The organism is Candidatus Neomarinimicrobiota bacterium (assembly GCA_021734025.1).
Lineage (GTDB): Bacteria > Fidelibacterota > JAANXI01 > JAANXI01 > JAANXI01 > JAANXI01.
Genome location: JAIPJS010000002.1, coordinates 66,698 through 92,648, shown reverse-complemented (window position 1 = coordinate 92,648; position 25,951 = coordinate 66,698). Strand labels below are relative to the sequence as shown.

The following is a 25,951-nucleotide window of genomic DNA, read 5'->3' as shown; positions in this document are numbered from 1 at the left end:
AGGAGGAAACAATGAAACGAAGTTTAATCATACTCACTATCTTCAGCCTTGTTTTCGCTGTCCCTCATCTTTACGCCCAACAGATGGAGGACAAAGCCGGGCATTCTCATGAGCAGGCGATGATGCACGACGGGACCGTCGTTATGACTAGCCAGCATCACTTTGAGATTGTGCCGATGACTCACGGTTTGGCCGTGTATGCATACGATTATAATCAGAATCCCATAGAAGTCAAAGATGCCACAGGCGAGGCTATGGTTATACTGAAATCCGGCGAGAAGCATTCGGTTAAACTCAAATCTCATGCAATGATGGAACAGGCATCGATGGAGGACGAATCGGATGATGGAACAATGATGCAAGATGACGCCCAAATGGGCATGAGCGACGAGCAGATGCACAGTGATCAGGCGGAGATGAACAATGATCATATAAGCGACCATTCCGATGAGCAGATGGGGCATGGCGAAGACATGAGGAATTCCATGCTCTGGGGTGAGTTCAACTTTTCGGAACTCGAGGCCAAAAAGGCAAAGGTGTCCGTCTCCATTTCAGGGCTGCCATCGGAGAAAGAGTCGAGTGTTATGTTTCGTGAGACTCTCGACCTGACGAAATTACAAAGTATGGGAGAAGATATACATTCCGGCGCAGGGGAAAGTGAACACGAAGACGATCATATGCATGAAATAGAATAGTATCTTTTAAATAAGGTAGTGCATGAAGAGCCGCCGGTCCAGATCCGGCGGCTCTGAATTTTTTCTGTAAAGTATTATCTCCTTCAATTCACGTTTTGTTGATTTGTATCACACCAAACCACCGAAATAAAATATCCTATTGTTATATTTTTAATGTGACCTTGAAAGTCACCATTATGATTTTTACGCTTTGACCTATCTCAGTACAGGTAAAAAATTCTTACCTGTCTGACGGATGAAAAGATTAAGAAAATCTGGTAGGGGATAATATGTGAGTTCAACCTGGATCCGAGCGTAACGACCAGTGAATCCTCAGGTTTTGCCCCCTTGTCTATCCCGTACCGTTAGGAATAAATAACCAAAATAACGGAGGAAAAGCCTATGAGTGAAGGTGTGAATTTCAAACGATGGTGCAGGGTCCTATCCAACGGATTGGTTGCCGTTCTTTTATCTATTCCATTGGTTATCAATGCCCAGGATATCGATTGGAAAAATTATACTGCAAGTCAACTTACAACCGACTTGGTTGAGACAGAATCAACAATTTGGGTCGGGACGATGGGAGGACTTTTTCAGATTGACAAGGCTTCCGGAAATATCACAGAATATACACATGCCAATTCCGGGTTAGCGGGAAATGCAATTACCGCACTGGCATTAAATTCCTCCGGGACACTCTGGATTGGGACTAATGCATCCGGCTTAATCAAATACGATGGAAGCACCTGGTCGACCTTCGATTCGGGGTCGTCAATGCTGGAAAGTAACGAAATCAATGATGTGGTTGTTGATGCAGGCGACTCGGTTTGGGTTGCTCATTCCAACGGGATTTATATGTATAACGGGAGTGAATGGAAACTATATGAATCACCCGATTATAGTGAGCCGGATAACTATTATACCATAGAAATCACGTCCGATGATACGGCCTATGTGGGATTGGACAACGACGGTATTGCCAAATTTGCTCTAAATTCTCCGTCGAACTGGACGCTTGTGGAAGATAATACGACCATAGATTTTGTGAATGTCGGTGTGCTCTCAACAAATACTGAGGGTCATGTCTGGGCTGGAAACGACTTTGGTGAACTGTTCCACTATGACGGCTCCACCTGGTCAGAACAGACGTCGAATATTCCCTCAACGGACATTGTGACATCTCTGGAAGCAGCAGGTGGAGACAGCGTCTATGTGGGAACGGTTGAAAGCGGATTAGTCACATACGATGGTAGTACCTGGAATACGCATAATGAGTCGAATTCCGATATCCCGGGAAATTCTGTACACGCTATTTTGAAGTCAGGCGGAGCGCTTTACATGGGAACGAATTCGGGAACGGCAAAGCTGGCGAGTGGCACCTGGACGTCCTATGAGACATACAATTCAGGACTACAGCAGACTTCCATGACTGGTGATGTTGCCATCGATGGGAATGGAACCGTCTGGATCGGTACCGGTGAAGAGTCTCAGACCGATGGGTACGGATTGGTGAAATACGATGGCAGCACCTGGGAAATTTTTAATACCTCGAACTCCGGTCTGCCGAATAATACGGTGTTATCGGTAGCTGTTGGACCAAACGGGAACATCTATGCCGGAACTGACGATGGACTCGGCATTTACGACGGTTCGACGTGGGAAGTCTTCGAGGGGTTCGGTTCGCCACTGCCCGAGGATGTCGTTGTGGATATCACGGTGGAATCTGACGGGACGGCATGGATTGTCACCCAGGATTTCGATGGTGGGATCGCGACGTTCGACGGCTCGCAGTGGACTACGTACACCTCCAATAACACGAGCGTCCCACTGGATGATGTGACCTCAATCGATATTGACGGGAACGGTAACGCCTGGATCGGTACCCGGCGCGACGGTGTAATAATGTTTGACGGAACCACCTGGACCCAGTACAGCCCGCAATCCACAAATCTCACCGGGGCTTTGATTCACTCGGTAACGGTTGATCATAATAATATCGTTTGGGCCGGACTGGGATGGGATGATGATTACGGTGCAGGAATTGCCCGGTTTGACGGCAGCTCCTGGACTATCATCGGAGAACAAAACTCCGTGTATCCCGGCGGAATCGTAAACGATATTACCACGGATGCCAGCGGCAGCGTCTGGATTTCCACGCGGACCAACGGACTTATCCGGTTCAGCGGTGGCCAGATTGAACATTATCGTAAGAACAATTCCGGGCTGGCCAGCAATGATGTCCGGGCAGTAGCCTTTGGCGATAATGGTGATAAGTGGATCGTAAATGGTGCCGCCGGAGTCGATCTGATGCAGGGAGGTTCCGCGCCTGTGGCCGAATTTTCCACTACGGGACGTAGCGGTGATGAAGGGACAACAATAACATTTCACAATGAATCCGCTGGCAACCCAACCAGCCTTGAATGGACCTTCCAGGGAGGTTCCCCTGCAACATCAACCGTAAGCAATCCAACAGTGACGTATAGTGCCGCCGGCACATATGATGTAACACTGATTGCCGAAAACACCTATGGGACCGATACGCTGAAACAGACAGGTTTTATCGAGATCTTTAGCGAGAGTTCCGGACCGTCCACAGCGTGGCAGGTCTACAAGAACAGTGAAGTGGTTTACGATTTGGCCAAAGAAGGCGATTCTCTCTGGGTTGCCACCAATGGCGGTTTGGTGCTCGTGAACGAAAAAACGGATGAAGTGAACCTGATGAACCAGGGGAACACCGGCGTCCATCTGGGGAACGTGCTGTCAGTTGCTATCGATTCCCAGGGAAATAAGTGGCTGGGAACATCAAATAACGGGCTTGTGAGGTATAGCAACGGTAATTGGGCCATTTTTAACAGTGAATCCGGCGACCTCCACTATGATCAGGTGACTGCTGTCTCAGTGGACAGCGAGGATAATATATGGTTCGTTTCCGGCTCGTACTCCCTGTTAAGTAGCGCGAACGGGGGATTAGCTCGATATGACGGTTCGGAATTTACGAACTATACTATGTCGGAAAATGACGGAGCCAGCTTTCCGCCGGATAGGGTAAATGCCCTCTCAGTTGATCAGGGAGGGAATATCTGGGTCGGATTTGAAGCCAGTGGGTTATTCAAATTTGACGGCGCTGATTTCACCGAGTATACCAGTGATAATTCGGACCTGCCCGCCAATCAAATTGATGCGATTAATGTCGACGGATCGGGTACTCTCTGGATTGGAGCCGGAGGACTATCTGCCGGACTTATACAGTATGATGGCAGCGAGTTTACGGTGTACGATGAAGATAACTCCGACATCCCGGATGACTGGGTCCAGGCCATCGACTTCGACAGCGAGGGCAATGTTTGGGCCGGGACACAGGCCAGAGGTTTGGTCCATTTCGATGGAGCCGGATTCTCAGTCTACAATGAGGATAATTCCGGAATTCTCAGTGATAATGTGAGTGCCGTTCTGGTTGACGAGTCCGGGCAGACCTGGGTAGGGACAAAAATTCAGCCCACATTTGGTGAATTGGATGGAAAGCCGGGCCTTGTTCGAAAATCCGGATCACAGTGGACAGATTTGGACCTTTCAAAGACAGGACTCCCATCGAATTCTACTGCGGATATTCTCCACGCCTCTGACGGAAAAGTCTGGATTGGCGTGAATTCCAGTTCCGGATTTTTCGGTTCGCCGTTTCGCGGCGGATTGGTCGAATATGACTATAGTAAATGGAATCTGTACAATAAAAGCGAAAGCGGCATTGAAATAGAGGCGATCGACGTGCTAGAGGAGGACGCCTCCGGCAATATCTGGATGGCCCAAAGTACGCGTGATGATGGTGTCTACCGGTATGACGGGACTGTCTGGACGAATTTCAACACCTCTAATTCAGCGCTGGAAAGTGCTAATATTAACGATATTGAGGCCAGTGCGGACGGCTCTGTCTGGATTGCCACCGATATCGGGCTGGCAAGCGCCCGGGATACGATAAAATCGGTGATGACTACCGGCAATTCTGATCTGCCTGGGGATGAAGTAACCTCGGTTGCCCTCGATAAAAATGGAAAAGTTTGGATAGGAACCTATGGAAACGGTCTGGCTTCTTATGATACGACTTCGGCAACGTGGACGAATTACGATGACCCGCTTCTGGATGACAGAGTCGGAGAGATACTTGTAACATCAGAAAATGATATCATTGTATATTTCGGAGGTGGATTTTCAGCCGGGACACTTGCTCGGTTTGACGGCAGCACTTGGACCGACTTTACACCGGACCTGACAGGTGAAACCATAACATCGCTTGATGAAGATTTGCAGGGGAATATCTGGGTCGGTTTCGACCTCAACTTTGATGGAATTGCCGGCGTCGGTATGTACGACGGATCGGAATGGACTGAATACAACTCGCTGAACTCCAACTATCCGGGATCAGCAGTCGAGGGATTGTCTGTCGCATCCAACGGAGACATCTGGCTGGCAACTAATGCTAACGGTGTCGTGGTATTTCGCGGCCCTGATGCAATCACCGCTATTGAACCGGAGAATGGTAACTCCAATCTCCCGGATCGGTACACACTGTCTCAGAACTATCCGAATCCGTTCAACCCGGCAACCACAATTCAATTCGGACTACCGGAAGCATCGAATGTCCGGCTGGAAGTTTATAATCTGCTGGGACAGCGAGTAACAACGCTTATTAATAAGCAATTAGATGCCGGGTATCACACGATCCGGTGGAATGCCTCGGAATACTCCAGCGGTGTGTACTTTTACAGAATCCGGACGGGTGAATTCACCCAGGTACACAAGATGGTTCTTGTGAAATAGTTACATTAAAATGTCTGAATAATTACCCCGGCTGCGAAACCATTTGCAGCCGGGGTTTTATATTTATGTTTCATTAATTGCATGTTGATGTTCATAAATCCTTGATTGTTCTCATCTTGCAAGAAAGAGAGATGCCTCGTACTTTCTTGTTGTCATCAGATTTATTGCATTTCAATCCATTGATGAAATATTGGAGGCCTTATGGAGAAGGCGACAGAGGGTAATAGAGGTTACCTTAATAACTCCCGCCGGCGATTCCTGTTGTATCTATGGATCGGTGCGCAATCGATTTTGGCGGCGCTGTTGATCATACCGGGAATTCGATATTTGCTACAGCCCTTATATGAAAAAATTCAGTCTCAGCGAATCCAACTCGGCGACCTGCGCGCCATTCCGGAAGGCGAACCAACCCAGGTTGAGTATTCCGTCGTGCAGCAGGCAGGATACCAGGTTCAGGAGGAACAGGAGTTTGTTTATGTGTTGCGGCAAGGAAAAAACGTGAATGTGTTTTCACCGATATGTACTCATATGGGATGTAACGTCGCCTGGAACAGAGAAGCCTCGGAGTTTCAGTGTCCGTGTCACGGGGGAAAATTCAACAGGGAAGGTGAAGTCATCGCCGGACCACCGCCGAAGCCGCTGCGTCAGTTTTCCACAGAAATCGAAGAGGGAAGTCTCTGGATTACACCCGGGGAGGACCAGGCATGAACAGACGAAATGGGAGTCCCCTCTGGAGCGCGATAAAAAGTTTTCTCTACGAGCCTCAGCCGAAAGGGGTTGGCTGGCAGAATATTTTCGGTTCTTCGCTCGTGTGGCTCTTTTTTATTCAGGTAATAACCGGTCTGTTGCTAGCAATATATTATTCTCCGACACCGGAAACCGCATTGGCCAGTATCCGGTATATTGAGGAGCAGGTTGCTTTTGGGGGATTTCTGCGCGGCGTCCATCACTGGGCGGCTTCGGCGTTTGTGATTTTACTGGGATTGCACCTGCTTCGAACATTTTTATCCGGCGCCTACAAAAAGCCGCGTCACTGGACATGGATTGCCGGGGTTATCCTAATGACCCTCGTGTTAGGGATGGCGTTTACCGGTTATCTGCTGCCCTGGGATATGAAGGGCTATTTTGCCACCAAGGTCGGCATCGAAGTGGGGGCACTCGTCCCGGTTGTTGGCGACCTGGTAAAAAAGTTACTACAGGGCGGTACCGAAATGGGTATCAAGACCCTGAATCGATTTTACATCTGGCACATACTATGGATTCCCATTGGAATTGCCCTCATCATGGGGATTCATGTCTATCTGGTGGTGACCAGGGGCATCACCCCGCCGGGGAAGCGGATGGATGAATCACCGGAGACTACGGATCCATTCTTTCCGAACCAGGCATGGAAGGACTTTACCGGAATGGCAGTGGTCACACTTGCCCTCATCGGTATGTCAATTTTGTTTGGTGCGTCAGTCGGGGAACCGGTGGATCCGAATACAACAACCTTCGTTCCGCGGCCAGAATGGTATTTTTTCCCGCTCTATCAACTCCTGAAAATCTTTGAAGGGCAACTGGAAATCATCGGTGGAGTCGTACTTCCTGGATTGCTCATCATTGGAATGCTGTTGTTGCCGTTCCTGGATAGAAACAAGGAACGCCGGCTCAAACACAGACCGTTAGCCACGGGACTCGGTATTATTGTACCGGTTTCAGTGGTTGCATTAACGATATGGGGCTGGCAGAGCGGGCAATCGCTGGAAAGTCAATTTGCGCGGGAATCAGCGGAGTCTGACTGGTACACAGTGGCTCGATCACCTAACGAAGATCTCGTGGATGCCGGACTGTATGAGGCGTACCTGCCGATGCGGTGCGGTACCTGTCACGATCAGGATCCAAAGGGGACCAATATTCCGCCAAGTCTCTACGGCGCCGGCGATCGATATCAGAGGACCTGGCTTGAGGAGTATATGCTGGAGCCGCATGATCGCCGGTATGAAGAAAAGGGGGTACGACCGACAATCCGTATGCCGGATTACCGCTTGACTCGGGCAGAATCGGAGCGCCTGGCGGCCTTCCTGAGTCAGGAAACGGGTGAGGATTCACTTGTTCCGAACGAGGTGGACTGGACGGTGCGCGACACGGCAATGATTACAAAAGGCAAGCAGTTGTATGGGGAATACCAGTGCGGAAGTTGTCATGTGATCGATGGTGAAGGCGGGGAGATCGGCCCGGCACTTGATGGGGTTGGTGATCGACTCAAACCTGACTGGATGTATACGTTTATTGGCGATGCAAGACGGCTGATCCCGGACACGCCAATGAAAAATTATGATCTCTGGAAGGAGGAACGGGAGGCACTGACGTATTACCTGCTCTCGCTCCGGGACTCCGGGGAATAAACGGTGCCCAATGGCAAAGACAGCACATCAACAATCGGTCGTCGAATATTACGAATCGAATCACAACTGGCTACGAAGGACAGGCCGCCGTTCCGAAACCGGGGCTATGCACAGGGAAGTATGGGGGCCGGAAGTCACCAATCGCCGGGAAGCATTGAATTACATAAACCAGCTCATCGCCGAAGATATCGTTGCATATTTATCATGGTCGCCTGACGAGACTAATGTACTGGATGTCGGGTGTGGTATCGGCGGAACCTGCGTGTATTTTGCGAAACATTCCGGGATGCATACTACCGGTATCACTTTAAGTCATCAGCAGTTAGCTGATGCAAACCGGTTGGCAGCAGAGAATAATATCAGCGAACGATGTGATTTTCATCGATGTGATTTTTTAACTTTCTCCAGGAATGAACACTACGAAGTTGCTACGGCCATTGAATCTTTTGTTCACATGCAAAGCGCAAAACTTTTCTTCGAAAAACTTACAGACTACCTAGTAGCTGGGGGGCTGTTAATAATTTGTGATGACCTGCGAACGAGTGAACCAGGGAGTAATCTCGCCGCCGACAAATGGCTTCGACGTTTCCGGGACGGGTGGCACCTCGGACAGTTGCCAACGGTTCATACTGTGACCGATATCGCTGGGGAATACGGATTTGATTTGTTAGAAAACAGAGATCTTACACCATATCTACAGAGTGATTCTCTGATTTGGCAACTGTTGGATGGTTTAGCATACTTAATACCGGTCCAACATCCGTTTCTGGACAGCCGCCGGGGGAATGTTGCCCACCGAATTACGCTGAGTCGTGAGTGGGTACAATATCGGTATCTGGTTTTCCGGCGATCAGTCTGAATTTCGTGGAATCTGTACCTGGTTAGAGGTCAAATGAACTTTATCTTCGACCTGAGCAGCCTGGAGCGTCTTTTCGTATTCCGGCTGAATCATCGAGATGTCAATAGCCGCGATAGAGTTTTCCAGAACGGTATCAATATTCCCATCCATGTCCTTATCCGTGGCCAAAATAAAACCATCAGCCGAAACAATTCTGAAGATAATACTGTGACTTCGATCCGGCTTGCCATTGGTGATAAGGTAGTAGCCGGTTCCATCGGGGTCGATCCGGGAATAAAGGGTTTGGGAGGGTTCTTTCTGGAAAGCATGCCCGGAGACAATCGCTTCCGTCAGACCGATATCATAGATTCGTTGGGCTTCATCCAGCGTTTGGGAGCCTCGTTTTACCACGTCAATCGTTCTGTCTTGTTGATAATCCACCGCAACTAATTCCCTTGCCGGTACCCGGAGAATGTTGTACGGCTGACCGGATTCATCTGTATCGTTGACTGAAACGATTTTTGCTGAATCCCCGAGGTAATCAAAAGTAAATTCGCCCCCACCGGCATCATCTCGAAAGAGATTCATGCTGCAGCCTGCCATTAAGAGGAACAATAATCCAAAAAGGGGTACTCGGTTGATACGCTGCATAAGTTCCTCCTTAAAATTATTGGTTTATGAAAGGCCTGGGAGTGCTTCGCGCCGCTGAAAGAGATAAAACAATAAGAACTGAATGAATCGATCAAATCTCCCGGATTTTCCTCTCATAAATAATGGTACTGTGAGAAAGGGCATTTGTCAAGGGACAGGATGCGGAATTGGGATAAGATTGGAAATAATTTGCACCCAGAAAAGGGAGATGCAATCACTTATTCGAAGACAATTGTTTTTCGGCCGCGCACCAACACTTCATGGGAAAAATGGTGTTGCAGCGCCCGGGCAAGGACCATACGCTCGAGATCCCGCCCCTTTTGTTTGAGATCCTGCAACGTATCCCGGTGCGTAATCTTGATAATATCCTGTTCGATGATCGGCCCCTCGTCTAAATCTTCGGTGACATAGTGGCTGGTCGCTCCGATGATTTTGACCCCCCGGGTGTAGGCTTGCCGATACGGATTAGCACCCCGGAACGCCGGCAGAAACGAGTGATGGATATTAATAATCCGGTTCGGATAGGCATTCACGAATTGCGGTGAGAGGATCTGCATATACCGGGCAAGGACAATGGTATCGATATCATTATCCTGCAAGATTTCGATTTCCCGCCTTTCTTGGTCTTCCTTGTTCTCTTTAGTGATAGGAAAATGGTAATACGGGATACCATACTGTTCCGCCAATGGGCGCAGATCATCATGGTTGGAAATAATTACCGGGATTTCGATATTAAATTCCCCGATACTATGTCGCCACAGGATCTCATAGAGGCAATGGTCGTATTTCGAAACAAATATAGCAACCCGCATTTTCCTGTGTAAAAATTTAATCTCCCAGGTGGCATCAATTGATTGTGCCAGAGATTGAATGGCAGATCGGAGTTCCTCGGTTGGAATTTGAAAGGCTTCCAATTCCCAGGAGACCCGGATGGAGAACACTTCTTCCTCGGGATCAACATGTTCATCCAGATCCAGAATATTCCCGCCATTTTCATAAATGAATTGGGAAATGCGTGCGACGAGGCCTCTCTGATCCGGGCAGGAGAGCAGGAGTACAGCGACGGGGTCCATTATTTATCCAGTGATGTTAGCGTTTGCATGGTACAAACCGATTTAGTTTAATGTAATATATTCATCCCGGTTTCGTTCTCCAAACTTTGTATTGACAAGGTAGGTTACCAGAGCGCAAACGAATAAAAGGAGGTTGTCATGGGAGAAGCAAAGGCTGGGGCACAGTCCGGAACCACAGCCGTCAGTATGGTCGGACCGCTGTGGTGGATCGGCTGGTTTATTGTCGATTGTGCCTAGGAGGGACGGGAATCGCTCAGGCGACTCGTCCGAACCTGTCCCGGTTATGCGGCTCATCGAAGTCCAGGTCAGGACCCACTGCAACCAGCTGCGTCGGATTCAGCCAATAATGACTTTCATAGTAATGTCGTTTGCAGTGATCCAGGCTGCACGTCTCCGCCACATTTTTGTATTGATACAACTCCTTCGCGAAATTCCAGAGATTCGGATACTCGATGATTTTCCGGACGTTGCACTTGAAGTGGGTGTGGTATACCGAATCGAACCGGAAGAGTGTGGTGAACATGCACCAGTCTGCTTCCGTCATCCTGTCGCCGCAGAGATACCGCTGTTCGCTCAGAACCCCTTCCCAATAATCCAATGCCTCAAATAACTGGTTCACTGCGCGCTCGTGCACTGCCTGAGTTCCGGCGAATCCGGCACGGTATACACCATTGTTGATCGGCTCGTAGATCGCCTCAATTGTTTCGTCAATCTGATCCTGCAATCCCCTGGGGTAAAAATTCTCATCCGTAGTGGCGAGCCTGTCGAATGCGAGATCGAACATCCGCATAATTTCACTGGATTCGTTATTGACAATGGTATTGGTTTTGGTATCCCAGAGGGTTGGGACCGTCACCCGTCCGGTAAACTCCGAATCGGCCATCTGGTACAGCTCCCGCAGATATTGTTTTCCATGGATGGGATCAGGGTATTTGTCGGAGAATTCCCAGCCGTCGTCGATCCGCACCGGTTCGACAATGGACATGGAAATCACATCCTGCAATCCCTTAAGACGCCGCAGGATAGCTGTCCGGTGCGCCCAGGGACACGCTCTGGAAATATATAAATGGTACCGATTCGCTTCCGCCGGATACTCCGCCTCCGGTTCATCCTGAACCCACTTCCGAAAAACAGAGGCCTGCCGGTTAAATTCCCCGGACTTCTCGTCCGATAACAATGCATTCCTGGTTGTCCATTCGCCGTTAATCAGTTGTCCCATAGTAAACCACCTATTTCTCTGTTGATATCCAATTTGATAAAAGCTCGCAATAGTTGACGAGAATTCCAATTACCCAGGTGTGAACAGCTATACCACTTCATTGGGGGAGTTTTACTCTGACAAATTATCAATTCTTTCCAAAAATCCCTGATGACTCTGAAAATCTTTCAGAGGATCTGACTAATTTTCCCCGAATCCTTACCAGGAACAGATTTTGAATTTTTTTTGCATAAAGGAATTGGTTCGAAAAATGGATGTAACATAACAGGTAAGGAGGAATTAATTATGAAGCGTGGAAATCTTAAAATTATGAAGCATATCCTGTATTCTGTGGGAATTTTCCTGGTACTCGCCGTATTCGGTTTAGTTCAATCTTGCGGAAATAATACGGCACAATCGGATACTATGAATAAACAACCAGCTGATGCAAAAATCACTGAGGCGGTAAAGAATACCATGCGGAACGCCCGGGGGATCGTTTCTCCTGAAAATATCCGGGTGAAAACAGATTCAGGTATCGTGACCTTTTCCGGGCAGATAGATAATCTGCTGGCTAAGGATCGGGCAAGCCGGTTAGCAGAGCAGGTCAAAGGCGTTCGGGCGGTAATCAATAACCTGATAGTAAATTCCGACCGTCCCGACGCGAAGATTCGAAGCGATGTGGCGATGGCGCTTGACTCCGATCCGGCGACCGAAGATCTATCGCTGGAAACCAAGGTGAATAATGGGAAAGTAACCCTGGCTGGTCATGTCGATAGTTGGCAGGAGCACGAGCTGGCCGAGACAGTTGTGAAGGGCATCAGGGGTGTGACCGAAATTGAAAATAATATCAACGTCAACTTTGATCTGCAGCGTCCTGATTCGGAGATCAAACCCGAGGTGGAATCTGCGTTACGCTGGGATACCCGCATTGACGCCGGCAGCATTGGGGTTTCGGTGGAAAATAATTTGGTAAGATTAACTGGTACCGTTGGCAGCGCACACGAAAAGCGACTGGCGAAACAAAAGGCCTATGTAGCCGGTGCAAGTTTTGTCGATGCCAGCAGTCTGGAGGTTAAATCATGGCAGCGCGCCGAAATGATTCAGGATAAAGGGAAATCTTTAAAGGATTCGGAGATCACATCGGCCATTGTTGAGGCCCTAAAGATGGACCCGCGTGTAAATGCCAGGAGTATTAGTGTGAGCGTGGTTGACGGCAAAGTGACGCTCACGGGGTCTGTGGACAACATGAAAGCGAAACGGTCTGCGGCACAGGATGCCAAGAATACCCGCGGCGTAAGTTACCTAACGAATAACATCAACGTCGGGCCAGTTAAGTCCATAGCCGACAGTAAATTAGAACAGCAAATTCAGCAGGCCATTAGCCGTGATCCTTTCACGACAACCAAGGCAATTCGTGTGGTGGTAAATGATGGGCATGTAACGCTGAACGGTACGGCTGAATCGTACTTTGCCAAGTGGCAAATCGGCAATATCGTCAGTAAGATAAACGGTGTAGTTACTATGGATAATAATATTTCGGTACCGTATGAACAGCAATCATCGCAGCAGGCATTCGCCGACTGGGATCCGGTGGGCACTGATTTTGATTATACGCCGAAGGATTATCAGGCTATACAATTAAAAGACGCCATTCGGTATCAATTCGAATGGTCCTCGTACCTGACGGAAAGCGATATTCATGTTTCCGTGAATGATGGCGTTGTTACCCTGAGCGGTACGGTGAATACCCCGTATGAGAAAAATCAGGCGACCCAGGAAACTTATGAAGCCGGCGCCGACAGCGTCGTAAATAAAATCGAGGTAGAATACCTGCCCCAATTATAACACACTTGAAGTTTTAACCACTGGTCCCGGGGAATTTTCCCGGGACCAGTTTCCTGGTTGGTGTAATCTCTTCATGGGGTGGGATATTGTGATCCATACATTTGGAATTGTCAATTCCGAGAAGTACAATCAATTATAATTGTGGGGCGGAACGAAAAAAGGAAGGACAGAGAGAATGAAAAAAATACTGGTTTTCGCTACAGTACTGATGATTGGATTGGGGGGAACTCAATTACAGGCGGCCACCGGAGGAAATGTTGGTATCGGCGCCCGCCTCGGAGCACCAACAGGCCTGAGCGTAAAAATATGGAAACAGCCGAGCCGGTCGATGAACTTCGCCGCGGCTTGGGACTTAGGTCAAAACGGCTCAATGATATTACAAGCGGATTACGTCTTTTACGACTATGATCTCCTGGGGATCTCATTTGACGGCGGTTCGGTGCCGCTTTACTACGGTGTTGGGCTTCAGGCCAGAATTGCCGATCAGGGGGGACTCGGTATCCGTATCCCGGTTGGTCTGGACTTTAATTTCAACGATAAGCCACTCGATTTTTTCTTTGAACTCGCTCCAACGCTGAATCTGATTCCCGCTACGGATTTTGAACTCTCCGGAGGAATTGGAGCACACTACTACTTCTAGGGAAGTAAGCATTCCGTATGATATAAAATGAACGGAGCTCTCCGCTTGGAATATTCTTATCAAACGAGCGGAACTCCGTTCATTCCTGTATCGAAAAAACTTATCTCCCCTTTCATTTATACATTGTATTCCAGATGAATGCTTTCGTTACATTCTATCCCGATATAGCAAGAGTTGTGCATATTTTGTCATAATTTGCTGGATATTTCCAAAGATTTATGAGACATTGCCTTCACTCAGCGTTCCATTTTTTAATAATTGGACAAGTTGTGTATGTACGGTGACTTGAATGGGATTGTAGTTTGTCCATTATGAGAATGCCCCCTTTCTATAAGAAATATTATTTAAAGCCAGGGAATTTTTGGCAATTTTTTCAGTTGAGTCTTCCCCTTGAGTTAACTGTAATAAAATTTTCCCATAAAGAATCAAACTAAAATCATCAGGGACTGAGCCATGGGGATTTTCCGATGAACACAGAAATCGCTCAAAAATCGAAAGAGAGCCTTGAACGCAAGCTTTTGGCGCTGAAACGTGAATTTCAACACTTTAAATACCACTTGCCAGGTGCCGTTGTAGAGGTTCGTCTGGATATTGAAAACCCGAAAGTCCTCTTCATCAACCGGATAGCAGAATTCGTGTTAGGCTTTAAACAACAGGATGTGGAAGAGGGATTATCGTTCTGGCATATGGTGGCCAGCGAGAAGGAATCGAAGCGTATTTTACAACTTAGTATTGAGTACTTCGGAGAGAGCATTTTTCAGGAGAAACCTTACGACCGGGTGAAAAAGCAGGAACTGTTCGAATTGCATCTTCAGAGAAAAAATGGGGATAAATTTATGGCCGAGGCGCAGACCTCGGTACGCATGGATGAAAACCGGATCCCGCACACCATCGTAGTGGTCTTACGGGATATCACCAAACGGAAGATACTGGAACGAGATCGCGAAAATTTGATCGAGGAATTGCAGGAGGCGAACCGGATAATCCAACTGCTGCAAAATGATATGGAACTCTGCGAATCCTGTCACCGAATTAAGGCAGGGGAGGACTTGTGGCAAACCCCGGAAGAATACCTGAGAATGAACACCACGGGTGACCTGAGTCTTTCGCTCTGCCCCGATTGTCAATCCGATTAGCATTCCCTAAAATATTCCATATATTGGGTGTTCCTTCTTTTATTATGTTCTTGAATTAGTATCCAAGCGACCTCCACATCAGTGTACCTCTGTTCTCTTCGGAATTTGCTATCATTAAACAAGCAACTGTGTAGTTTCCTCGGTACCAGAGTAGCCCATTATCATAAGGATCCATTTTCTCGTTAATTTGAAAAATTCGGTTCTGAATAGTAACCTTTTATAAATAACTGATATCGATTTTAACAAAGTTGTGACGACGGGAGGTACGGTATGAGAGCGATGGTAATCACCGATTTTGGCGATACTGATGTCTTCGAAGAACAGGACTGGGAAAAGCCGACACCGGGTCCAACCGAACTATTGGTAAAAGTTCACGCAACATCTATTAATCCGGTGGACTTTAAGATCCGTCAGGCGGGATCCTGGGCAGGCGTGGAACCGCCGGCAATCATCGGATACGATGTGTCCGGGGTGGTAGAAGGTATCGGTGATGGTGTAAAGGATTTTGAACCGGGTGACGAGGTATTTTATACCCCGGAAATTTTCAAGGGTCAGGGAAGTTACGCTGAATATCACGTGGCGGATGAATCAATTGTGGCAAAAAAACCAAAGAATATTTCACATGAAGAGGCCGCGACGATCCCTCTGGCCGGTGCCACGGCCTATGATGCGATGATCACCCGTGGGATCGTTGAGGCCGGAGATACGGTTCTCATCCACGGTGCCGGGGGTGTCGGAGCCCTCGCAACCCAGATTGCCGTGGCAGCAGGGGCCCGCGTTATAACCGTCTGCAGCGACTATATGGAAGAGACGGTTACAGAATATGGCGCGGAGCCGATCAACTACAAGACGGATAATTTTGTTGAAATCGTGCATGAAAAGACCGATGGCGACGGTGTTGACCTTGTCTTTGATACTGTGGGTGGGAACACGATGACACAGAGCATCGATGTAACAAAATCTCATGGCCGGATGGTTAATATCGTCGGCACCAATACCGATCTCAGCAGGGCGAATTTTCCGAATATAACGGTACACTTTCTATTCATCGAACGGGAACGCTATAAGCTGGATCGACTCCGCACCCTGATTGAGCGCGAACAGCTGAAGCCGTTGGTAGACTCTGTGATGGAACTACAGGATGTCTCAGAAGCCCATCGGAGACTTGAGAAGGGCGGCGTGAAAGGGAAAATTGCGTTGAAGGTATAGCGAAATATGGATAAGGTATTGTGTATAAAGTCCGGGAAGGAAAAACAGAAGGAAAAAGAGAAGAGACTGAATATACGAGGTCCAATATCGAATGTTGAAGTACGATCAGGCTGATTACTGGAGACGGTGTGTACCGCACTATAACACGTTGTTACCCAACACCTGAACACTTTAACACTCATCCTAAACTGGGAGGGTAGTGATGTCTATTAAAATAGTAAGTTCCGCATTCGAACAGGAGGGGATGATTCCAAAGAAGTATACCTGCGACGGTGCCGACGTCAGTCCGCCACTCGAATGGTCCGGAGTTCCGGATGCTGCTGAGTCGATCGTCTTGATTGCTGATGATCCGGATGCGCCGGGTAAAACCTGGGTACACTGGGTGCTCTTCAATCTGCCTGTGGAAGTAACTTCTCTGGGAGAAGGTGTTCCCAAAGAAGCGACGCTGAAAAATGGTGCTATTCAAGGTATTACTGATTTCGGCAGCAATGGCTACGGTGGTCCATGTCCTCCGGGTGGTATTCACCGGTATTTCTTTAAGGTGTATGCCCTCGACAACACCTTGGATCTCGACAGTACCGCCAGAAAAGCCGACGTGATAAACACTATGGATGGCAACGTTCTGGCCAAGGGCGAGCTGATGGGAAAATACGAACGGCAATGATAGGAAGGCGGAGACCGGAATCCTGCTCTTCAGGTGGGTGTAGGTTTTTAACTCTAACACCTGAACACTATAACACTGTCTAACGATAGTTTCCCTTGCATATAAATACAAAAATGCCGTAAATAGGGAGGTCTCAGTTTTCACTCTGCCAATTGCCGGATAAAATAATGTATAAGTGGTGTGTATTTTTCACGTGTTGTCTTTTATGGCATGGAATCTGTCCGGGCGCTGAAAAGGATTTCCGCATCCTCTTTACCAGCAATTGCAATGGAGAAATTGAATACTGCCAATGTCCAGAAAAACAATACGGCGCGTTGGACCGGCGGGCGCAATTTATCACCCAATACGTGACGAAGCATCCGGATGCGATCATCTTAGACAACGGTGACAATTTCCTGTACTATACGACACCTGAACAAGCGGAACTCATAAATAAGATATTTCAGCTCATCCCATATGATGTGACTAATGTGGGGGACCAGGATTTGGCGTTTGGTGGTGAGGCGTTTATTGCATCGCTAAAAATGACCAGACAGCCGAGAGTCCTTACCCGGGGAGACACAAAGATTTCTGTGCTCCGGATATTGCATCCGGCCACAACCAGGTTTTACCCGGACGGACGATTCCCGAATGTGGAATTGCCGGAGCCGGATTCTGTGATCGGGCAATGGTGTGCAAAGGAAAGAAAATCTGGCAAACTTCTGATACTGTTATCACACTCAGGTTACGAGCAGGATACCGTGTATGCGTCCGCATTTCCGGAAATTGACCTGATCGTAGGAGGCCATTCGCAGACGGTGATTGACACTCTGAATTTCATCCGTGGAGTGGCAGTTCAGCAGGCTGGTGGGAACGGAGAATATGTTGGAGAGATTCGATTTTCCAGTAATAGCTCTCATTATATCCCTTCGTTTTACCGACTTCATCCCATGGAACAGTCCATCCCGGCACATCCCCGGGTGCAATCCTGGCTGAATGATTATCATGAGCGCAACCCAAAGCAAACCAGGTGATTTTCCAATGATATATTCCCGGATACTGATAGCACTTTTGCTCCTTTTTACAATTCCAATGCATGTTGACGGGCAGGTGGACAGTACTGTCCAGGTGGAAACCTCTACAACTATTGACTCTGTGATCGGAACAGCGGCGCCCACCTTTTTTCTGAAGTCGCTCGAGGGGGATCCGTTTTTTCTCAGCCGGTACGTCGGGGAAGATGCCCGTGAGCGATTACAGAAGCCGCTCGTGTTCAGTTTTTTTGCCTCGTGGTGTATCCCATGTCGGGCAGAAATACCAAAATTGCACGATATCCAGGGGGAGTTTCCTCAGGTCGGAATCATGCTCGTCAATGTTGCGGAAAAGCCAGATACGGTCTCCAGATTTGTGACAAAAATGGGGTTTGATCTCCCGGTTCTGCTCGATCCCTATAGTGTCGTTGCGAAAAAATACAAAGTGGTGAATAAGCAAAATATGGCGCGGCTCCCGGCAACCGTCATCATCGATGAGGCCGGTCTTATCCGCTATTTCCACCAGGGATACCAAAAGGGGGATGAGGAGAAGGTGCGGGAGGTGTTGGGAGATATTACCTCCGGGGAAGAGTAATTGGAGATGAAGGATATATGAGAAAAAGCATTACGTACTGCGTATTGCGTATCTGGGAGCGGGAGACTGGAGAACGGAAAAAATAGGTGCCTAACAATAACACGATAACACTTTAACACGCTTTTCAACCTGCCCCGAAGGGATCCCTTTGGGAAACACCTGAACACTCTAACACTATCACCCTGTCCTACCCCTGAGCCGTTGACATTCATACCGGTGCTCTCTAACTTCGTTTTACATTTCTGAGATTAAACGGGAGGGCACTCGCTACCATGGGGATGACGATGACTCAAAAAACGCTGGCGCACGCTGCCGGCGTAGATGCTGTTGAACCGGGAGAAGTAATTTTCCCGGAGATTAATCTGGCTGCAGGCTCGGACAATGCCATCCCACAGGCCAGCCGGGTCTTGGAAGATCTTGATTCCAAACAGGTGTTTAATCCGGAGAAAGTGGCTGTCGCCAGCGATCATTTTCATTTAAATAACAGTCGAACCGCCCTTCAACGTAATTCGACCGTCAGCCGATTTGCTTCCAAATTTAAAATAGCGAAACATGACCTGCCAGGCCGCGGCGGCGTGGCGCATATCCATAACAGTGATTCCGGCCGCGTGATTCCCGGCGATGTGGTTGTCGCTGCCGATTCCCACGCGTGTGCCTACGGTGCGCTCGGCGCCTTTGGGATGCCGGTCGGTGGCACCGATCTGGCCATGGCGATGACTCTCGGAAAACTCTGGATACAAATACCGGGTGCGATCAGGGTTACCTTTACCGGCGAGCCGAGTCAGCTGGTGACCGGTAAAGATCTGGGGCTGATGATGCTCCGTGAACTGGGGCCGACTGGAGCGTTGGGCAAGTCCATCGAATTTGCCGGCGAATCGCTGGAAGTATTTCCCATCGGTGACCGTTTTATTCTCGCCGATATGGCCTTCGAGTGCGGAGCCATTAACGGAATGATGGTGCCTCACGGTAAGGCGCTGGAATACCTCGGCGACAAGGCCGAGCGGGAAGCCCAGTATTTCATGGCAGACGATGACGCAGAATATGAAGACTCAATCGAGATTAACGCAGAGGAACTGGAACCACTCATTGCCGATGTTGAACGGCCTGGCACCGTGTTCGGTGTGTCGGCACTGGAAAAGTCTGTGCCGGTGGATCAGGTAGTCATCGGCGGCTGCGGCGGCGCCCAGGTCGAGGATTTGTATCTGGCGGCGAAGGTGATGAAGTATCGCCAAATTGACGAAAACGTCCGGCTGCTTATTATCCCGGGCTCAGTGGAAACCTACCGCCGGTTAATCAACGAGGGGCTGGCAAGCATCTTTACCGAACTGGGGGCATCCATTTGGGCGCCGACCTGCGGGCCGTGCCCGGACACCGCCATCGCTGAACTGGCGCCTGGTGAGACCGGTGTTGTCACCACCCGAGGCCGATCGTACCAGAACGGGTCCCAGGTTTACTCCGCCAGCGTGGCGGTGGCAGCCGCCTCGGCCGTCACCGGTCACCTGACCGACCCGCGCGATCTGATAGGCGAAATTGAAACACCAACTCCAGGAGCAGACAGTGAATTCCAGTGAAAAGATTGATTTAACCCGTGCCATCTTCGACTACCTCCCGGTACAGGAGTTTCTGGATGCCAATCCGGAATTCTCCGAGCGTAAAGTGTCGGAAGTCCGGGACGAAATCCTGGACTGGCTCCAGGAGCAGGCTGTGGACGGTTCCAATGATGAAGTCCGCTCATTTTCACTGTTCGTGGATGGCGCGTCCCAGCCACAAAGGAAACAGGCGGCTATCGGCGGCGTCCTCTACCTGAATGATTCCGAAATCGAAAATTTCAGCGAGAACATCGGTGAGGCGACCAATAACGAGGCGGAGTATCGTGCCATGTTATTCGGCATCGAGATGCTCGAAAAATATGAGCCGGACAAAGTATTCATCTATGCGGATAGCGAATTGGTTGTGAAGCAGCTCAACGGTGAATACCAGGTGAAGAACGATCGTATGAAAAAACTGTACGGCAAGGTAATGAATGCATTGCAGATTTTTCCACACTATTCCATCGAGCATGTGCCCAGAGAAAGAAACAAGCGGGCGGATCAACTCTCGAAACAGGGAATTCTAAAAGGGGAATCCGATTGATGGCTCAAGATGAACAACAGATTACCGGACACGCGGTTACTATTGGAGATAATATTAGCGCCAACGAAATTCTCTCTCCGGAATTTTACGGCGAAGGCGAGGAAGCGCTCACGCCATCTCTGGCATTTGCAACCTCAGATATAAATTTGAGCGCCGAAGGTGAGATCATTTTGGTTACCGGCAGCAACTTCGCCCACGGATCGGTAAATGAGTCGGTAGTGACTGCGCTACAAAACACAGGTGCAAAAGCCATCGTTGGGAGTGAATTCCCGCAATATTTTTACAGGAACGCTTTGAATTTGGGCCTGCCCGTTTTGGTTGCTCCGGATGCCGCCAGCGAAATTAAATCCGGACAGACTCTTGAGATCGATACGAAGACGGGGAGTATAACCATGATCGAATCCGGCAGGGAATACCAGTCGGAAGAGCGTCCCGACTTCATCACGCGCCTCATGGAGATGCAGGGCGTGACCGGTTATATCAGAGCGTTAAAATCGCAGGAAGCGGGGGAATAAATGCCACGGGATAAAGAAATTGTGATTGTCGATGGACTCAGGACACCGTACGGATCGTTCGGCGGTTCGCTGAAAGAGTATTCCGCTACGGATCTTGCGGTTGAGTCCACTAAAACCCTCCTGGAAATATCCGGAATTTCACCGGAAGCCATCGAGCATATTATCTTTGGCAATGTGGTGCAAACTTCGCCGGATGCGGCGTATCTTGCGCGACATGTTGGCTTACGAAGCGGTATTCCCAAAGATGTGCCAGCGGTGACGATTAACCGGCTGTGCGGGTCGGGCTTCGAAACGATTATCGATGCAGCCCGGCATATTCTGCTGGGCGAAGAGGAAGTCATTCTCGCAGGTGGCACCGAGAGTATGAGCCAGGCGCCGCATTCGGTCTGGGGCGCCCGCTGGGGCGATATGCGTCTTTCGAACAGCAAGATGGTTGATATCCTCTGGACCTCTCTGACTGATAGCTACTGCGGCTGCAGCATGGCGGAGACGGCGGAGAATCTGGCGGAGAAGTACGACATTAGCCGGGAAGCGTGCGACGAATATGCCTATCGCAGCCAGATGGCCGCACACGCCGCCTGGGAAGAGGGGCGGATGCAGGATGAGGTCTTCCCTGTGAATGTGAAGACCAAAAAGGGTGAGGAGGAATTATTCCTCGATGAGCACATTCGCCCGGACACCTCAGTAGAAAAACTGGCAAAACTTTCTCCGTATTTCTCCAAAGATGGGACGGTTACCGCGGGAAACGCCAGCGGAATTTGTGACGGATCGGCTTCGGTTATAGTAACAACTGCAGAACGAGCCGAAAAGGAAGGCTGGGAGCCCATCGGGCGACTGCATGGATGGGGCGTCGCAGGTGTGGAGCCAAGCATCATGGGAATCGGGCCAGTCGCGGCATCGAAGAAAGTGTTTGAGTCGACCGGATATTCATTGGATGATATGGCGTTGATCGAAGTAAATGAGGCGTTCGCGCCACAATATTTGGCTGTGGAAAAGGCACTTGGCCTTGACAGGGAAATCACCAACGTCAATGGCGGTGCTATTGCCGTTGGTCATCCGCTGGCCTCGTCCGGCACACGACTGACTATTACGATTCTCAAGGAATTAAAACGCAGAGGAGAACAATTCGGACTGGCGGCCGCTTGTATTGGCGGCGGACAGGGTGCGGCGGTGATTGTGGAGGCACTGTAAAAAGCGAATTATGAACGTCCAACTGCAGAATATCCAATATCGAAGTGACTCACTCCGATTCAACCTATATTGAAGGGGAAAACTGAATATTTGGATGCAGACAAACACAACTCACACCTTTGGTTTCCCGCTCTTCGAAAGAGAGGGGAAAAGAAGACTCGGACGATTGGAAGCGCGTTCCCCTTCCTCTTCCGAAGAGGAAGGGGTCAGGGGATGGAGTTGTGTTGAAACGACGCAAGAATCTGTAGACTCTACGTGTTATGCGACAAATGAACACCTTAGACAATCCATTTTCACTTGCTAGCATTAATCCTGACTTACGGGAGCATATTAAAAAACGATGTCGGAAGCTCCGACAACAACAAACTCCAGTTGAGAAAAAAATGTGGGAGGCAATTCGAAACCGGCAAATTGGAGGTGTAAAATTTTATCGACAGGCTCCATTGATTGTGACAGACAGAGGGGATACGGGTTTTTACATCGTTGATTTTTATAGTCATGAATGTCGGTTGGCAATCGAATTGGATGGCAAAATACATCGGTCTCGGAGGGAATATGATCGCTGGCTATCGGAGATAATCCGGCAGTATGATATCAGAATTGAACGATGGACGAATAAAATGATTTTGGAGCAACTCCCGGTGGTTGTTAAACAACTCTCCAGGATCGTGGAAGAACAGAGGCGCTGAGATATTAGATACAACTCACCCCTTTAATTCCCCTCTCTTCCGAAGAGAGGGGAAAATAAGACTCGGATGATTGGAAGCGCGTTCCCCTTCCTCTTCCGAAGAGGAAGGGGTCAGGGGATGGAGTTGTGTTTTTTAAGAAAAAAATATTTCTAGCCATCACCCGGGAAAAGCGGAATTTTTAAATGCAGACAAACACAACTCACCCCTTTAATTCCCCTCTCTTCGGAAGAGAGGGGAAAATAAGACTCAGGCGCATATAAACGTATTTCCCTTCTTCTTCAGAAGCGGAAGGTGGATAGGAAGAAAGTTACCCGCCGGCTTCAGCGAACAAGCCGGTGGAAAAACAGAGCACTTCATCAATTGATATTGGGTTCGCCGAAACGAACTGCGGTTGAATATTCATCAGTCCCACAGGAGGTAAATCATGAAAATTACCAAAGTTGGCATCGCCGGATGCGGTATTATGGGGTCAGGCATTGCCCAGGTTTGTGCGCTGGCGGGATACGAAACAGTGGTGCGGGAGGTAAATCAAAATCTTTTGGATCGCGGGCTGGATAAGCTTCGTGCCTCGCTGGGAAAATCGGTGGACAGAGAACAAATCACCCAGGAGGAGATGGACGAAGCACTCCACAAGATCCATGGGACGATTAACCTGGAGGAGTTCAGCGGATGCGATCTTATCATCGAAGCCATTGTGGAAGATCTCGATGAGAAACGTGAACTCTTCGGCGCACTTGAGGAAGTATGTGACGAAATGGCAATCTTTGCCAGTAACACCTCCTCTCTGACTATCACAGATATGGCGTCGGTGTCGGAAAATCCGGCACGATTCGTCGGATTGCATTTTTTCAATCCTGTGCCCCGGATGCCACTGGTTGAAGTGGTTCGTTCACTTGAAACTACCGATGAGGTTTTTGCCGCGGCTTTTGGTTTTGCCGAAGACCTGGGGAAAAAGCCCATCGAATGCAAGGACAATTCCGGTTTTGTGGTGAACCTGTTGCTCGTTCCGTATATGCTGGATGCCATTCGGGCGGTAGAAAACGGCGTCGCCGGCATCAAAGATATTGATCAGGGCATGGAGCTGGGCGCCGGACATCCCATGGGTCCCCTGACCCTGCTGGATTTTGTCGGATTGGATACCACGTATCATATCGCGGACATTATGTTTAATGAGTATCGGGAAAAGCGCTACGCCCCACCGCCGCTCCTGAAAAAGATGGTGCAATCGGGAATGTATGGCAAAAAATCCGGCCGTGGATTTTATGATTATTCCGGTGAGGAACCGACGCCGGCGGATTTGAATTTCTGAGCAAAAATGTCTATACGGTTGGGAACCCCTGGAATGAGATTCCAAGGCTAAGAACCTCGCAATCTTATCACGAGGTGGGAATGTCATTATTACGTACTGTGTATTACGTAATTACTGGCGCAGAGTTTTGTTTACGTAATACGCAGTACTCGATACTTCCTTCTAAAACCTCAATTGAAGGACTGTATTATGTAATCGAACTACCTTGATTCAATACGAGACCGAAAATAATCCCTTACTCTCCAACAAGATTTTTCTTAAACTTTCTGACTAATTGAATTCGAGGGACTGTACTATGAAGGCACTTATCACCAGCGGGGGACGGGGCACGCGGCTGCGGCCGATTACCCACACCCAGAACAAGCACCTGATCCCTATTGCGAACAAGCCGATTCTGCACTACGCACTGGAGTATGCCAGCCAGGCAGGGATAACAGAGGTTGGCATAGTGACAAATGCCGACAGTACCGACGTGCAGGATGCCATTGGCGACGGCAGCCGATGGGGCGTTGAGATCACCTATATTCCCCAGAGCGCGCCGTTGGGATTGGGGCATGTGATTAAGATCTCCGAGGATTTCATCGGTGATGATGACTTTATCTTTTATCTTGGTGATAACATTGTGGTTGGTGGTGTACAGCGATTTATCGATGAATTCGAGCGGGCCAAGAGTAACTGTCACCTGGTTCTGGCAAAGGTGAAGGATCCGGAGCGGTTTGGTGTCCCAAAAATCAAAGATAACCGGATCATCCAGGTGGAGGAAAAACCGGAGCACCCCAAAAGCAATTTTGCGGTTTCCGGGATTTACTTATACGACAAACATATCTTCGAAGCGGTAAACAACATTGAACCCAGCGATCGTGGTGAATTGGAGATCTCCGATGCGCACCAGTATCTCATTGAACACGGGTACGAGGTGAGTTTTTCCGAAATTACCGGGTGGTGGAAGGATACCGGGAAACCGTTGGATTTGCTGGAAGCGAACCGGTTGGTTTTGGACAATCTCAAGACGAATTATGTAGATCTGAGCATTGATGAAGACTCAGCAGTGCTTGGGCGGGCCGAAATCGCTGAAAGTGCCAGAATCATCAACTCGAACATTCGTGGCCCGGTCATCATTGGAGAAAATTGTGTTATCGAAAACTCGTATGTGGGACCGTACACCTCCATCTATGATAATACGGTGATTCTGAACAGCGAGGTGGAGTACAGTATTATTCTGGACGACTGCCGTATCGACGATGTGGCGCTCCGCATTGAGAGTAGTCTGCTGGGTAAAGAAGCAGAAATTATCAGAGCTTCACCCAAGCCCCGGACGCACCGGTTCATTATTGGTAATCAGAGTCGAATTGAATTAACGTAACGGTCCCATGAAACTCTGA

Annotated in this window: 22 protein-coding genes; 19 read left to right on the top strand and 3 right to left on the bottom strand. The window is 48.9% G+C overall.

Features of this window, described 5'->3' with window-relative positions; genetic code table 11:
* Positions 1–11: 11 nt before the first annotated feature.
* From K9N57_02630 to K9N57_02610, 5 genes are all read left to right on the top strand, one after another.
* Entirely contained in the window at positions 12–695 is a 684-nt protein-coding gene (locus tag K9N57_02630) for a hypothetical protein (protein MCF7803064.1), read from the top strand.
* Between the two features lie 381 nt (positions 696–1,076).
* Positions 1,077–5,486, top strand: a complete 4,410-nt coding sequence (locus tag K9N57_02625) for a T9SS type A sorting domain-containing protein (GenBank protein ID MCF7803063.1) — start codon at positions 1,077–1,079, stop codon at positions 5,484–5,486.
* A 201-nt stretch (positions 5,487–5,687) separates the two neighbouring features.
* The gene (locus K9N57_02620) at positions 5,688–6,194 is read left to right on the top strand and encodes a ubiquinol-cytochrome c reductase iron-sulfur subunit (protein MCF7803062.1); all 507 of its coding nucleotides are present in this window, start codon (positions 5,688–5,690) and stop codon (positions 6,192–6,194) included.
* Positions 6,191–7,873 carry a cytochrome b N-terminal domain-containing protein gene (locus K9N57_02615; protein MCF7803061.1) on the top strand — a complete coding sequence of 561 codons (1,683 nt, stop codon included), beginning with the start codon at positions 6,191–6,193 and terminating at the stop codon, positions 7,871–7,873. Before K9N57_02620 ends, K9N57_02615 begins: the two co-directional genes overlap by 4 nt.
* 10 nt (positions 7,874–7,883) lie before the next feature.
* Positions 7,884–8,732 (top strand): class I SAM-dependent methyltransferase, encoded by an 849-nt coding sequence (locus K9N57_02610; GenBank protein MCF7803060.1) that lies wholly within the window; start codon positions 7,884–7,886, stop codon positions 8,730–8,732.
* On the opposite strand, the gene K9N57_02605 is transcribed toward K9N57_02610, so the two are convergent.
* The 3 genes from K9N57_02605 to K9N57_02595 all read right to left on the bottom strand — a co-directional run bounded on the left by K9N57_02605 (position 8,724) and on the right by K9N57_02595 (position 11,654).
* Positions 8,724–9,299 (bottom strand): hypothetical protein, encoded by a 576-nt coding sequence (locus K9N57_02605; GenBank protein MCF7803059.1) that lies wholly within the window; start codon positions 9,297–9,299, stop codon positions 8,724–8,726. The genes K9N57_02610 and K9N57_02605 overlap by 9 nt on opposite strands.
* Before the next feature lie 281 nt (positions 9,300–9,580).
* Complete coding sequence (gene purU / locus K9N57_02600) at positions 9,581–10,435, bottom strand: formyltetrahydrofolate deformylase (GenBank protein MCF7803058.1); 855 nt, start codon at positions 10,433–10,435, stop codon at positions 9,581–9,583.
* A 253-nt stretch (positions 10,436–10,688) separates the two neighbouring features.
* Positions 10,689–11,654 (bottom strand): glutathione S-transferase family protein, encoded by a 966-nt coding sequence (locus K9N57_02595; protein MCF7803057.1) that lies wholly within the window; start codon positions 11,652–11,654, stop codon positions 10,689–10,691.
* Positions 11,655–11,939: 285 nt separating this feature from the next.
* Here K9N57_02595 and K9N57_02590 point away from each other — a divergent pair, with 285 nt between their 5' ends.
* The 14 genes from K9N57_02590 (at position 11,940) to K9N57_02525 (ending at position 25,932) form a co-directional block, all read left to right on the top strand.
* Positions 11,940–13,481: a BON domain-containing protein gene (locus K9N57_02590; protein ID MCF7803056.1), complete on the top strand. Its 1,542-nt coding sequence runs from the start codon at positions 11,940–11,942 to the stop codon at positions 13,479–13,481.
* Between the two features lie 175 nt (positions 13,482–13,656).
* The gene (locus K9N57_02585) at positions 13,657–14,121 is read left to right on the top strand and encodes a hypothetical protein (protein MCF7803055.1); all 465 of its coding nucleotides are present in this window, start codon (positions 13,657–13,659) and stop codon (positions 14,119–14,121) included.
* A gap of 467 nt (positions 14,122–14,588) precedes the next feature.
* Positions 14,589–15,257, top strand: coding sequence for a PAS domain S-box protein (locus tag K9N57_02580; protein MCF7803054.1), 669 nt, complete (start codon positions 14,589–14,591; stop codon positions 15,255–15,257).
* 270 nt (positions 15,258–15,527) lie between these two features.
* Positions 15,528–16,466 (top strand): zinc-dependent alcohol dehydrogenase family protein, encoded by a 939-nt coding sequence (locus tag K9N57_02575; protein ID MCF7803053.1) that lies wholly within the window; start codon positions 15,528–15,530, stop codon positions 16,464–16,466.
* Between the two features lie 202 nt (positions 16,467–16,668).
* The gene (locus K9N57_02570; protein ID MCF7803052.1) at positions 16,669–17,130 is read left to right on the top strand and encodes a YbhB/YbcL family Raf kinase inhibitor-like protein; all 462 of its coding nucleotides are present in this window, start codon (positions 16,669–16,671) and stop codon (positions 17,128–17,130) included.
* Between the two features lie 167 nt (positions 17,131–17,297).
* Positions 17,298–18,143, top strand: a complete 846-nt coding sequence (locus K9N57_02565; protein ID MCF7803051.1) for a hypothetical protein — start codon at positions 17,298–17,300, stop codon at positions 18,141–18,143.
* Complete coding sequence (locus K9N57_02560; protein MCF7803050.1) at positions 18,115–18,732, top strand: TlpA family protein disulfide reductase; 618 nt, start codon at positions 18,115–18,117, stop codon at positions 18,730–18,732. Before K9N57_02565 ends, K9N57_02560 begins: the two co-directional genes overlap by 29 nt.
* A 284-nt stretch (positions 18,733–19,016) precedes the next feature.
* Positions 19,017–20,303 (top strand): 3-isopropylmalate dehydratase large subunit, encoded by a 1,287-nt coding sequence (locus K9N57_02555; protein MCF7803049.1) that lies wholly within the window; start codon positions 19,017–19,019, stop codon positions 20,301–20,303.
* Positions 20,290–20,865 carry a ribonuclease HI family protein gene (locus K9N57_02550; protein MCF7803048.1) on the top strand — a complete coding sequence of 192 codons (576 nt, stop codon included), beginning with the start codon at positions 20,290–20,292 and terminating at the stop codon, positions 20,863–20,865. Before K9N57_02555 ends, K9N57_02550 begins: the two co-directional genes overlap by 14 nt.
* On the top strand, positions 20,865–21,380 hold the full coding sequence (locus tag K9N57_02545; protein MCF7803047.1) for a hypothetical protein: 516 nt from the start codon (positions 20,865–20,867) through the stop codon (positions 21,378–21,380). Before K9N57_02550 ends, K9N57_02545 begins: the two co-directional genes overlap by 1 nt.
* Positions 21,381–22,571, top strand: coding sequence for an acetyl-CoA C-acetyltransferase (locus tag K9N57_02540; protein MCF7803046.1), 1,191 nt, complete (start codon positions 21,381–21,383; stop codon positions 22,569–22,571).
* A gap of 260 nt (positions 22,572–22,831) precedes the next feature.
* Positions 22,832–23,260, top strand: coding sequence for an endonuclease domain-containing protein (locus K9N57_02535; GenBank protein MCF7803045.1), 429 nt, complete (start codon positions 22,832–22,834; stop codon positions 23,258–23,260).
* A 424-nt stretch (positions 23,261–23,684) separates the two neighbouring features.
* Entirely contained in the window at positions 23,685–24,569 is an 885-nt protein-coding gene (locus tag K9N57_02530; protein MCF7803044.1) for a 3-hydroxybutyryl-CoA dehydrogenase, read from the top strand.
* 295 nt (positions 24,570–24,864) lie between these two features.
* On the top strand, positions 24,865–25,932 hold the full coding sequence (locus K9N57_02525; protein MCF7803043.1) for a glucose-1-phosphate thymidylyltransferase: 1,068 nt from the start codon (positions 24,865–24,867) through the stop codon (positions 25,930–25,932).
* Positions 25,933–25,951: the final 19 nt, after the last annotated feature.